Raw genomic sequence first — 12,287 nt, forward strand, 5'->3', positions numbered from 1 at the left:
TAGCATTATTAATCCCGGCTGATGATTCGGTGAGGCTACTTAACGCAGTGTTTGAAAGGATTGATTACAGCAAGTTGCGCGCTGCGTACTCCCGCATTGGGAGAATCGAGAGGTCACCGGAAAGTCTATTTAAGATAGTAGTATACGGATACATGAATGGCATTGTATCCAGCCTTAAGCTGGAACAGGCCTGCAGGCGTGACGTAAACTTCATGTATCTTTTAGGCGGTGCCCCGGCCCCTTTTGACTAGGCTAATAGAAGCCAACTTACCCTTTCCCGGTAACCGAAACCGGGATGCACACTTTTTGCCCTGGATAAAGCAGTTCCGGATGCTTAAGGGTGGGATTGGCGGCTAACAAGGCCTCCAGACTGACTCCATAACGTTGGGCAATGCTCCAGAGGCTTTCCCCTGGCTGCACCACATGGAACTTCATGCTGGGACATTCGGGGACAGCAGGCGGCGGCACCGGTACAGGTACAGCCTCTTCCCGGACATCCACGACTACGTTCAGTTGGACCGGTTCTGTCACCTTGACAAAGGCTTCCACGATCACCGCTTGGGAGACTACCTGCCCGGCCGCACCGGGAGGGGGTGGTGGACAAGTTTTGTCCGGGTGATACTTGTGGCCGTCCTTCAGCGTGAACTCCACATCACCGATGATGTTAGCCCGAACATGGACCGACATATCAGGAGTAGAGCCCGGGGTATCCAGCACCATCCGGAAAGGAATATTCTCAGCATGATGCCGGAGCAGATTGCCCATATCCACAAAGAATATTTGCTTGTGAATAGTGCCACGGACAATTACTGAATCCCGCTTGACTTCGGCCGTGACATCCTCCAGACGAGCCATAATGGAGAAAATCTTAAGGGCCTGCATCGGCAAACAGACTTCACTGTCGATGGACTCCCGCTTGGTATCCTCGGTGACCACATGATCTACCTTAAGCAGGCGACGCTCTACAATAATATTGGGACCGGTGACATTGGTAACCACCTGGATTTGCAGTGGCTCGACAACTTTAATGAAAGCCTCCACAATCATAGTCTGCCGGAGTTCCCGTCCCGGTGTATGTCTGAGCTTGAATTCATCTACAATTACATTCACATCCACAAAGGCGTCCATATCCTTAGTGGCTCCGGGAATATCCGCTGTAATGGCAAACGGTACATCTTCCGCCTGATGGCGTACTAAATTGCCCTCATCCACAAAGAAGATTTGTTTGTGAATAGTCCCCTTAACAGTAACGGTGTCGTCTTTGATAGTGGTAGTAACATTTCGGACCTCAGCCCTAACGTCAAAAATCTTCAGGGCATTCATGGGTAGGGTAATGGTGTTGGTGATAGTTTCTCGAATTGTATCTTCACCCACCACACTCTCTACCCGCAGCAATTCCCGGGTCACAACAATATTGGTATTGGTAACGTCCACTACAACTTCCATCTGCTCCACTTCAGTCACTTTGACAAAAGCTTGCACAGCCACATCTTGAACTACTTCCCGACCATCTGCCGACAAGGTCCAATCAACACTGACAATCTTGGTGTGGGCCTGGCAGCTCATGCCGGTTTCGGCACCGTCGACATCGACAAAAAAGTGGAACGGTACCTCTTCAGCTACATGGCGAACCAAATCCCCTTGATCTACATAGAACACCTGTTTGTGAATGGTTCCCTGGATGAAGACCCCGTCACGCTTAATCTCGCACTTGGTAGCCTTTAGGGTAGCTTGAACCTCGAACACCTTAATAGCCTGTACAGGCAGCGTAACGGTGGCCTGCACCGTTTTGGTCTTGGTTTGTTCCCCTATCACCCGCTGCACCCGCAACAGGCGCCGGCGCACAACCAATTGTGGCGCCATATTCTCCTCCCTCCTTGCCCAGAATCTCAGTCTAAATATATGCGACCGAGTCCGGTTGTGTGCTTCTATTTTCCAGGAAAAGAACAAAGCCGACCCTGGTGGTGGACAAAACGCCCGGTAGTGCATAGATTCGCGCTGGGAAAGTAAATAATACAATTGAAAACTACGGAGGTGATTAAGTGGCGCCGGTAACCATGGTTACTGAACGGGAAAAGCTTTACTTACAGGATGCTTTAGCAGCCGAGAATCTCAAGGAGAAAAAATATGCCCTCTATGCAGCCACAGCCAAAGATGAAGAGCTACAAGATCTGTTTGGGCACTTAGCTAAGGAAAGTAACAGCCACCGAGGCAAGATCGAGGAGCTCATGCGTCAGACCGGACTTGGTATCCAGGCCCATTAAGGATAGAAGGGAGGGCCGTAAATGCAGCACGAGCTGACAGATCGTGACCGCCTAACAGACATGCTTCTTCTTACCAAAGCTGTGGCCGGAAGTTACCACAGCGCCGCCATGGAAGCAGCCACACCTAGAATCCGAAGCAGTATGATCGCCCTGCACGGCGAAGAACTAAAAAGTGCTGAGCGGCTGTTTACCGCCATGGAAGAGCGCGGCTGGTATCGTCCGGAACCGGCCGGCCCCAGTACCTAAAAGAAGAAACCCCTTGGCCTCTTCGGACCAAGGGGTTTCTTAGTTACAGGCTATTTTGCGTTCTTCTTCGTCACAGAGACTGATTTCTACCGTCTTGGTGAGTACGTCAGAGTAGCTGAACGAGACCCTTTTTACGGAGTTGCTATCGAGTAAGCGGATGGTAAAGACGTTCGGGTAGGTTTGCTCCAAGATCCCTTCCCGGACAATTACCCTCTGCCGGCCCCGATTGGCGGTAAGGCGCAGGCGCCGCCCACGGCTAGCCTCTAAATCCTGGCGGATCTCAGTTAAAGTGGTTCGTTCCACCCTTTGTAACCTCCCTTACCACATAATACCGGATCGGATGTCCTTATCTTTAACATTGTTATTTTATCATGATTACTATTTGTTGTCAAGGAAAACATATATTATACCCCTGGTCTGGGCAAGAGTCAAGGGAAATTTAGCAACAATAATCGGGTCGGCAGCCGCAGCTACCGACCCGACTGCTTAACAGGCTCTTGGAAAACCCAGGCGGAATTTGCCCCGGGTCTCAATTCCGCCGATACCTTCCTTGCCTGTAATGGTACTACCAATAAGCTCCCGCAGGTCGACAAATTGTGAAACCGGCGTAAAAGCCACCTCTTGGGCGATAAACACCGGATCCAGACAGTGGATTAGAACTCGCTTCGGTGCACTGGCATAATTGGCGCCGGCGTTAATAATGGCTTCGAAGTTGGACTGACAGGCACCGGCAAATATTATCAGATCATCTCGAGAAGGCTGAATGCGGCGGGCACTCTTCACCGCTTCCAAGAAAAACAGAGTGTTACGATAGTTTTCCGGATCTGCTATACCATGGGCTTCCTTTAGGAGGGCATCGTGCCCTGTTAGTACTAAGATATCCGGGGAGTGCTTCCTAATTAAGTCCACGACCCGCTCAGGTTGCTGCTCTTCTGGGACTTCAACCCCGGCGGCGGTAACTCCCAGCTGTTTATAAGCGCTGAGACAAAAGTCCAGGTAATCAGGGTCTCCATCCAGATGAAGCACAGTCCCCGGTAACTCAAAAAAATCTTGGTCCCCGTCGTTCACGGCCACCTCACGTACCGCCTGTTGGCGAACCAGGTGTTGGCGCTGGCTGATGCGCCGAAAACAATCAGCGTTGCGTTTAAGCAGATTCTCCCGATAAGATCTAAGCTCAACCGGCTCCACTCTTCTTAGGTCGGACAAGGGAGCATCGGCTAGTAGTCTGACATCCAGTCCCTTCAGTATCGCCACCGCCTGACCCTGGTCCTCAAACAGCACTTCTATGACTTTGAAGAATACATCACCCTGGTAGGAACGACGGGCGACAATATCCCCTTGTTTGATGGTCTCCATGGACCATGCCTCCTTCACCCGTCCTACCCCCATCATATGACCGGCTCGGGCAAAGGGTGAGCACAAGGGCCGGAGGAAATTCCGGCCCGGTTATGACCACAGTTACACTTCGATGATGATCGGCAAAATAGTAGGGCGACGTCCGGTTACAGCATCAAAATAAACGTCCAGTGTCTCTTGGATCTTCATCTTAATCACCGACCATTCGGTGATGTTTTTGTCTTCAATTTCTGCCAGCACTGCTATCGCCTGTTTCCTCGCTTGTTCCAGCAGTGCTTCGGATTCGCGTACATAAACAAAGCCACGGGTAATAATGTCGGGTCCGGACAAAAACTTGCCTTTCTGCTTATCCATCACCACAACCACCACCAGCACACCGTTTTCTGCCAACGACATGCGATCGCGAAGTACAATGTGCCCCACATCACCGATCCCTAGCCCGTCGATGAACACCGGTCCGGAAGTAACCTGCCCGGAAATGACGCCCGCCCTGCGGCTGACCTCAATGCGGTCACCGATCTCCGGTATAATCACCCGATCGCGACTGTAGCCCAGCTCTTCGGCTATCTTTAGAAAAGCCGCTAAATGGCGGTACTCCCCGTGGAAGGGAATAAGATAGGCCGGCTGGACCATGTTAACCAGGAATTTAATCTCTTCTTGGCTGGCATGGCCGGAAACATGTACCTTGGCCACTTCTTTATAGATAACCTCGGCCCCCAGACGAAACAGATTGTCGATGGTGCGCCCCACTAAGCTCTCGTTACCCGGAATTGGGGTGGCAGAAATAATCACCGTGTCCCCGGAGCGAATCTCCACCTGGCGGTGATCATTGTTAGCCATACGGGTGAGTGCGGCCATGGGTTCGCCTTGGCTGCCGGTGGTAAGGAGCACGGTCTTTTCGTCCGGTAGCCGGTTTAGTTCATCCAATTCGACTAGGGTCCCCTTGGGTATAATCAGAAAACCCAGTTCTTCGGCCACGGCAATGTTTTCCCGCATGCTGCGGCCGGCAATGCCCACTTTGCGTCCGTATCGAACCGCCGTATCGATGGCTTGCTGTATCCGATGAATATTGGAGGCAAAAGTAGCGATCAGTATACGTTGTTCGGCTGCTTCGAACACTTGGTCGAAGGTCTCGCCCACCACTTTCTCCGACGGTGTATAACCTGGCACTTCGGCATTGGTGGCGTCACAAAATAGTGCCAGCACCCCTTTCTCCCCCAAAGCCGACAACCGGCTCACGTCGGTACGGCGGTCATCGATGGGCGTAGGGTCGATCTTGAAATCACCGGAGTGAACAACGATTCCGGCCGGCGTATGGATAGCCAGGGCAGAACCATCTGGAATACTATGGTTGGTCCGAATCCATTCCACCGCAATGCTCCCTAGCCTTACCGGCTTGCCCCCCGGTGTAACCACCTGCAGTTTGGCCTGGCGCTCCAGGCGATGCTCTTCCAGTTTCTTCTTCACTAACCCGATCGTCAGTTTGGTGCCGTAGACAGGTACATTCAAACGAGGAAGAACGTACGGCAAAGCCCCAATATGATCTTCATGACCATGGGTGAGAACAATACCCCGCACTCGCTCCCTGTGTTCGAGCAAATAATCGATATTCGGAATCACCAGATCAATTCCCAACAGCTCTTCGTCGGGAAAAGCAACCCCGGCATCGATGACGACAATATCGTCACCATATTCCACCACGGTCATATTCTTGCCGATTTCTCGCGTACCGCCCAGCGGTATCAACGTCACCGGGGCCTCTGACACTCGTTTCTCCCTCCTTATGGACTTCTTGTATCTTTTTTTAACCATTTGGCATTAGCTTCCTTCCCAATCACTTGTTATAAACAGTATTTCCGCTTCGGTTAGGGCTTCCTCGATAAGCTCCGCTGCCACCAAGCCAGCCTCTTTCACCGCTACTGCCTCTGGATCCGGGCGCGTCTCTGGGTGGCGCGGTACAAACACCGTACAGCAATCATCGTAAGGGCGAATAGAGATGCTATACGTTCCTAAATCTTGCGCCCGCTTAACAATCTCTTGTTTATCAAGACCGATAAGCGGCCGCAGCACAGGCACATCCACTACTGCCTCGGTAACAGCTAGACTGGGCAACGTCTGGCTGGCCACCTGGCCCAAGCTTTCCCCTGTAATCAGGGCCCCGGCTCCTTCTTTTTCGGCCACACGGCCGGCTAAGCGCATCATCATCCGCCGCATAAATATTGTCTGCAGATCTTCGCGGCCACCTTCCCGTAGGGCTGTCTGAATCTTGGTAAAGGGAATTACATAGAGCTTAACCAGACCGCTGTACCGGGCCAGGACCCGACACAGATCCACCACCTTTTCCTTCGCTCGGTCGCTGGTAAAGGGAAAGCTGTGGAAATAAACCGGTACAATCTCCAAGCCGCGGCTCATGGCCATCCACCCGGCCACTGGGCTGTCAATGCCGCCGGAAAGGAGCAGCACCGACCGACCGCTGACTCCCAGGGGCAGACCCCCCGGACACGGCAGCTGGCGCCAATAGAGATAAGCTCGCTGCTCCCGGAGTTCAATTTGAAGTGTCACCTGCGGCGAGTGTACGTCTACAGTCAGACCCGGTACCTGCCTTAGAATTTCGGCCCCTGTTTCGCGGCTCACTGCCGGCGATTTAATCGGGAAAGCCTTATTGGGGCGGCGGGTCTCCACCTTAAACGTAGTATAACCCTCAGCGGCCGCCCCTTGCATAGCTCGGACCGCAGCGGCTTTGATTTCCTCTAAGTCCAAAGGAGCACTCTGGGTCGGACTCACTGCCACCAAGCCAAGTACATAAGACAGCCGGCGCAAAGCCTCCTCTACTTCTCCCGCCATGGTCACGTAAATACGACCATAAGTTCGAGTTATACCCTTGAGGGGAAGCCCGTCCAGAGCCTGCTCCATCTGTTTTATCAATTGGTTTTCGAAAAAACGGCGGTTTTTACCTTTTAGGCCCACCTCGCCATAGCGGGCCAGTATCAGCTGTTCCACCTTAATTCACCTACCGGTTTTTTGTTTGGTTACTGCATTAGGCGCCGCAGCTCCGGTACAACCTCCCTGAGACAATCGGCGGTATAGTCAATCTCGGCCCTGGTGTTGTCGGGAGAGAAACTGAAGCGCACGGCTCCATCTAGCCGCTGTGGCACCAGTCCCATAGCTTTAAGCACATGGCTGCCGGGAGCCTGATGGCTGGAGCAGGCCGAGCCCGTGGACACGTAAATCCCTTTGTCTTCCAGGGCATGGAGCAGCACTTCCCCTTTTACCCCCGGAAACGACAGGTTTAAGATATGAGGTGCTCCCCTGGAATCTTGGGGGCCGTTAGCGTAGACGGCGGGGATTTCCGCCTGCACGCGTTGCCGTAGCCTCTCTTTTAGCCCAGCCAGGTGGGCTCCTGCTTCCACCCGCCGCTCCCACATCAGTTCCGCCGCTAAACCCAAGCCCATGATACCGGGAACATTCTCCGTACCCGAACGATAACCGTTCTCCTGGCCGCCGCCTAAGATCAAGGGCTTAACCCGCAGTCCTTGACGCACAAACAGGGCCCCTACTCCCTTGGGACCTTGTATTTTATGGCCGCTGATAGAAATAAGGTCGATCCCTAAATCATGAGGAAACAGCGGCAACTTAGCAAAGCCCTGCACAGCATCCACATGCCAGACGGCCTGCGGCGCCTTTTGCTTCAGCAAACGAGCAATATCGGCCAGCGGCATAATGCTACCCACCTCATTGTTGACATACATAATACTAACCAGGGTAGTCTCCGGACCGAGGGCCGCCGCCAACGCCTCCAGATCTATCAGCCCGTATTCATCCACCGGTACATAGGTCACAGTGAATCCTTGTTCCTCCAGCCGGCGAAAGACTTCCAGCACCGAGGGATGTTCCACTTGGGTGGTTATCAGCTGCTTCCCCTGCCTTACCCGCGCCTGAGCTGTCCCGGCCAGGGCCCAGTTGTTGCTTTCGGTGCCCCCGGAAGTAAAGTATATTTCTCCCGGCTCGGCTCTAAGTATCCAGGCCACTTGGCGGCGCGCTTTCTTAACCGCCTGCTCCGCTGCTTGGCCCCGGCGGTGAGCCGAGGACGGATTGCCATAATTCTCCCGCAGGGCTGTCATTATCGCCTCCGCCACCTGTGGGTGTACACACGTGGTGGCACTGTTATCTAAGTAAACTTCCGCCATCTGAAGCACCTTCCTCGTGTCTGAGCTGACTCTCTATGTTATAGTATAAGGCAGAATCCACAACAAACCCAAGCACCGCAAGGGGGTTACGTTCTTGTCTTGGCTGGATGCCGCTAACGAATTTCTGCTTGATCATGGACTAATTGGACTTATCATCACAGCTTTTGCCGAAGCATCTTTCTTTCCCTTACCTCCAGATGTAATTCTAATCCCTTTGTCCCTATTGAGGCCCCAGCTAGGCTTCCTATACGCAGCCGTGGCCACCGTCGCCTCTTCGCTGGGCGGCGTCTTTGGAGCCCTGCTTGGTTTCTATTTGGGCCGTCCGGTGCTGGAATATTTCTCTTCACAGAAACGAATTGACCAAGTAGCCGGTCTGTTTCATCGTTATGGCGGCTGGGCCGTGGCTCTGGCAGCACTGACACCGATCCCGTACAAGGTCTTTACCATCGCTGCCGGTGTCTTTCGAGTTCGGCTGTGGGTTGTCCTTACCGCTTCTTTGGCCGGACGCGGGCTACGGTTTTTTCTGGAAGCCTTGGCGGTTTTTTTGTGGGGCGATGAAGCCACCAGCTTCATCAGCAATTACTTGGGCCCGGCAACTTTTGGGCTTGCTGTTCTCTTGATCCTAGCCGCCCTACTAAGATCCCGCTACCACAGGCGAACGCGTTAGCCAGGCATACAAAACATCGGCCGAAAGAAAAGGGGCCTGTAGCCCCTAGACAGTATGAAAGATAATGCCTACCGCTCCGGGGCCCACATGGGTGCCGATAACCGGCCCAAACTCCGACAACACAATCTCCGCCTTCGGCAAGGCCTCTCGCAGTACTTTGTCTAGCTGGACAGCCGTAGCTAGATTATCGGCATGAAGTACAGTAGCAGTGACTTTGTCAGCTCCCGTACAATCAGTGGCCGTCAGCTCCACCAGCCGGGCCAAAGCTTTCTTTTGGGTGCGGACTTTTTCTTGGACGTTAATCACTCCGTTAGCATCCTTCATGGTCAAAATAGGCTTCACTTGCAGCAAGGAACCGAACGTGGCCGCGGCTGCTCCGATGCGTCCGCCCCGGCGGAGATAATTTAGGTCATCCACCATGAAATAGGCGGTCATGTTGGCTACCAGCTCCTGAATTCGGGCCACAGTTTCATCGACTGTTTTGCCGGCAGCCCTTAGGTGGGCTGCTTCTTCAACCATAAAACCAAGGCCGAGACAAGTTATACGGCTGTCAATGATCCGAATATCCTGCTCCGGTAACATGCGTCGTGCTGCTTCTGCCGCCGACACCGTTCCGCTCAGATCCCCGGAAATATGAATAGAAACAATGCTCCCGCCCAGCCCTCCTAGCTCACGGTAGCAGGAAGCAAATTCCCCTGCCGGTGGTTGCGAAGTAGTGGGAACTTCACGGCTTTGGCGCAGTCGGTCAAAAAATTCTTTCCCCTTAATATCTACGCCTTCCCGCAGCGACTCTGTACTCCAGTTTACCCGTAGCGGGACAATTCTAATATCGTACTTTGCTATTACATCCGCCGGCAGGTAGCAGGTGCTGTCGGTAACCAAGTGTACTGCTCCCATGTCTCTAGCTACTCCTTTTCCACTTCGTCCGGATCAAAATCCGGCTTGGTATCAGCCGACTCTAGGCTAGGGTCTTCCTGGGCTGCCAGTTTCGCCTCCAAGGTATCCACCCGCGCCTCTAGAGCCGCAAATTCCTCTCTAGATACAACGGTAAATGTTCTCAGGGCACTGTCTACCTGTTCCCGAATCAGTTTGGCCAGATGCTCACGTCCCTGTTGACCCTTGTCCCAGAGTTCCTGCAACGCCTCTTTGGCTTCGTCCTGGCTCACTTCGCCCTTTTTCACCAGTTCGTCCACGGCTTTTTCCAACGCCTCTTTGGTCATGGTCAGGACCCCTAGGCCTAATAACATGGCCTTACGTAACATGTGCTCCCCTCCTTGTCAGCATCCCACGATAATGTAGCCCGGAATGGTTTTTCCCGTCCCCTATTATCTGTCAGGTTAATGATAACTGGGGTGGTAAAGGTTGTCAATGCTAGCACCGGCTCAGCAGGGAAACAAACCTCGCAGCACGAATTATTAAGGAGGAGCCGTCCCAATACTTGGCGGTAGAAAGGAGCACATACCATGTATCAACACATTAGAGCTGTAGCCTTAGCACTAGTCATCGGTCTCATGGTGGGCGTAGCCATAAGCCCCGCTGCTTTAGCAGCAGCCCCCATCAAGGTGTTACTTAATGGGGTCCCGGTAAGTTTCGATGTTCCACCTGTGATTGAGCACGGGCGCACGTTGGTGCCGTTTCGGGCCATTGGCGAGGCTTTGGGCGTAATGGTTCACTGGGACAACGCCAATCGCCGGGTCATCGCCGAAAAAAGCAGTTCGCTGATCGAATTGCCGGTGGGCAGCAGTACGGCCAAAGTAAACGGTCAGCCGGTAGAGCTGGATGTTCCGGCCACCATTCGTCAAGGACGTACTTTGGTTCCCTTGCGCTTTTTTAGCCAAGCCTTCGGTGCCGCTGTCCACTGGGATAATGCTAGCCGCACTGTTACTATCAGCACCGGCCCCAGAACGGCTTATATCTTAGGCTATTACTATTCATATTCATATCAAGATTACTTAGCCAACTACCATTCTTTGTCCGGGGTAGCAACCAAGTGGTATACCCTGGACGACAACGGCCGCCTAACTTGGCAGGACGGCCGACGGGCAATTTCCGCTCCGGATGGTTATGAAGAAGTGTTGCAACTGGCGAATTCGGCCGGCACTGAATCTTACGCCTTAGTTTTCGAGGATAATTCAGCCAAGCTACATGAACTCTTAAACGATCCCCTAAAGCGGACTCTCCTTTGTGAAGACATTACAGACCTCATTACCAAAGAAGGGTTTAGCGGCGTAAATCTAGACTTTGAACTGGTTAACGAGGCTGACGGACCCAACCTTACAGCTTTCGTTGAAGAGCTGGCTCAAGCTGTTCACTCTCAAGGAAAAAAGTTGGCCCTGTCACTACCGGCTCGAACCACATACGGTTGGTATCGGGCTTACGATTATGCTGCTCTCGGTAAGGTAGCAGACCAGGTAGCTATTATGGCATACGATTATTCTCCCGGCCAAGCTGGCCCCCAAACCTCCATTCGCTGGGTACGGGACGTAGTGGACTACACCCTGGAACGGATTCCGGCTCACAAGGTGCTACTGGGCCTCGGAATTTACGGCCGCGATTGGTCCGACGCCGGGCGACGTACTGTGCTTTGGATCCCCAGCGAGCTGGGAAGCCTAGTATCAGATCTGAACCAGCTTAAGGCCCGCTACAACCCGGAAATAAAATGGGATAACGAAGCCATGCTCCCCTACTTTACGTACACTGATGAGAAAGGTTCTGCCCACACTGTCTGGTACGAAAGCATCGACAGTCTGAAACCCAAGCTGGACCTGGTGCGGGAAAAAGGCCTGGGCGGTGTAGCCGTCTGGCGGTTGGGATACACCACCCCGGAATTCTACCAGCTGCTTCAGTCTTACTTTGCTCCGCAAAAATTCTAGCCGATCGTAAACAGGGTCTATGTTTTAATCTCCGTACCATTCCTGCAAATTAACCGCTGGAGGACATAAAATGGCGAAAAAAATGAAACCTGAACTAAACCTACTAGTAGCCATGCTCATCTTTGGCAGCATCGGTATCTTCGTCAAAAATATTAACTTGCCCAGTACGGCCATTGTCCTATGGCGCACAATTATCGGCAGCACATTCCTTGCCCTGGTATTCCTACTGACAAAACAACCGATCAATCTCCAAGGTATTAAGGATAACCTTGCGCTACTCATCGCAGCTGGAATAGTTTTAGGCGGGGGTTGGGCTCTTTTGTTTGAGGCATTCCGCCTCACCACCGTGAGTATAGCCATATTACTGCATTACTGCGCTCCCGTGGTTGTTTTTATACTATCCCCCATATTGTTCCAAGAAAAAATGACCGTCCATAAGGTAATAGGAATCATGGCTGCTATCCTAGGCATGGTGATTATAAATGCCACCGGCGTCGGCGGCACCGGTTTTTCCTCCGGGGTTGTCTGTGCCCTGGCTTCTGCTGTGCTATATGCCTCGCTAATGATTCTCAACAAATTTTTAAAAGGTTTGTCCGGATTAGAAAGTACATTTTTTCAACTGATAATCGCAATGTTGGTTATGGCTATCTATACCGGAATTACAACCGGACGGGTACTGCATATACCAACCGGA

Annotated in this window: 13 protein-coding genes and 1 pseudogene; 6 read left to right on the forward strand and 8 right to left on the reverse strand. The window is 52.7% G+C overall.

The features are described from left to right. Positions 1-242, forward strand: a pseudogene (locus GX016_02135) (transposase). A 25-nt stretch (positions 243-267) separates the two neighbouring features. Here the strand turns inward: GX016_02135 and GX016_02140 are convergent. Beyond that, a complete protein-coding gene (locus tag GX016_02140; GenBank protein ID HHT70364.1) occupies positions 268-1,863 on the reverse strand; it encodes a DUF3794 domain-containing protein in 1,596 nt (531 codons plus the stop codon). A gap of 179 nt (positions 1,864-2,042) precedes the next feature. Here GX016_02140 and GX016_02145 point away from each other — a divergent pair, with 179 nt between their 5' ends. After that, complete coding sequence (locus GX016_02145; protein HHT70365.1) at positions 2,043-2,264, forward strand: hypothetical protein; 222 nt, start codon at positions 2,043-2,045, stop codon at positions 2,262-2,264. 21 nt (positions 2,265-2,285) lie between these two features. After that, positions 2,286-2,510, forward strand: a complete 225-nt coding sequence (locus GX016_02150; GenBank protein HHT70366.1) for a spore coat protein — start codon at positions 2,286-2,288, stop codon at positions 2,508-2,510. Between the two features lie 39 nt (positions 2,511-2,549). Here GX016_02150 and GX016_02155 read toward each other — a convergent pair whose 3' ends face one another. The 5 genes from GX016_02155 to GX016_02175 form a co-directional block, all read right to left on the reverse strand. Continuing rightward, on the reverse strand, positions 2,550-2,813 hold the full coding sequence (locus tag GX016_02155) for a Veg protein (GenBank protein ID HHT70367.1): 264 nt from the start codon (positions 2,811-2,813) through the stop codon (positions 2,550-2,552). Positions 2,814-2,996: 183 nt separating this feature from the next. Next, the gene (gene yabG / locus GX016_02160) at positions 2,997-3,866 is read right to left on the reverse strand and encodes a sporulation peptidase YabG (protein ID HHT70368.1); all 870 of its coding nucleotides are present in this window, start codon (positions 3,864-3,866) and stop codon (positions 2,997-2,999) included. Between the two features lie 102 nt (positions 3,867-3,968). Next, on the reverse strand, positions 3,969-5,678 hold the full coding sequence (locus GX016_02165; protein HHT70369.1) for a ribonuclease J: 1,710 nt from the start codon (positions 5,676-5,678) through the stop codon (positions 3,969-3,971). A 6-nt stretch (positions 5,679-5,684) separates the two neighbouring features. Next, positions 5,685-6,866, reverse strand: coding sequence for a tRNA 4-thiouridine(8) synthase ThiI (thiI, locus tag GX016_02170; protein HHT70370.1), 1,182 nt, complete (start codon positions 6,864-6,866; stop codon positions 5,685-5,687). 29 nt (positions 6,867-6,895) lie between these two features. Then, entirely contained in the window at positions 6,896-8,053 is a 1,158-nt protein-coding gene (locus tag GX016_02175) for a cysteine desulfurase (protein HHT70371.1), read from the reverse strand. A gap of 94 nt (positions 8,054-8,147) precedes the next feature. Here GX016_02175 and GX016_02180 point away from each other — a divergent pair, with 94 nt between their 5' ends. Beyond that, the gene (locus tag GX016_02180; protein ID HHT70372.1) at positions 8,148-8,720 is read left to right on the forward strand and encodes a DedA family protein; all 573 of its coding nucleotides are present in this window, start codon (positions 8,148-8,150) and stop codon (positions 8,718-8,720) included. Between the two features lie 45 nt (positions 8,721-8,765). Here the strand turns inward: GX016_02180 and GX016_02185 are convergent, their stop codons facing one another. Both GX016_02185 and GX016_02190 read right to left on the reverse strand, forming a co-directional pair. Further along, a complete protein-coding gene (locus GX016_02185; GenBank protein HHT70373.1) occupies positions 8,766-9,617 on the reverse strand; it encodes a DegV family protein in 852 nt (283 codons plus the stop codon). An 8-nt stretch (positions 9,618-9,625) separates the two neighbouring features. Beyond that, complete coding sequence (locus GX016_02190) at positions 9,626-9,982, reverse strand: polyhydroxyalkanoate synthesis regulator (GenBank protein ID HHT70374.1); 357 nt, start codon at positions 9,980-9,982, stop codon at positions 9,626-9,628. A gap of 201 nt (positions 9,983-10,183) precedes the next feature. Between GX016_02190 and GX016_02195 the strand changes: the two genes are divergently transcribed. Then, complete coding sequence (locus GX016_02195) at positions 10,184-11,593, forward strand: copper amine oxidase (GenBank protein ID HHT70375.1); 1,410 nt, start codon at positions 10,184-10,186, stop codon at positions 11,591-11,593. A gap of 70 nt (positions 11,594-11,663) precedes the next feature. After that, positions 11,664-12,287: DMT family transporter (locus GX016_02200; protein ID HHT70376.1), on the forward strand; the 624-nt coding region annotated here is incomplete at its 3' end.

The organism is Bacillota bacterium, from assembly GCA_012837285.1.
In the GTDB taxonomy this organism is placed as follows: domain Bacteria; phylum Bacillota; class DTU030; order DUMP01; family DUMP01; genus DUNI01.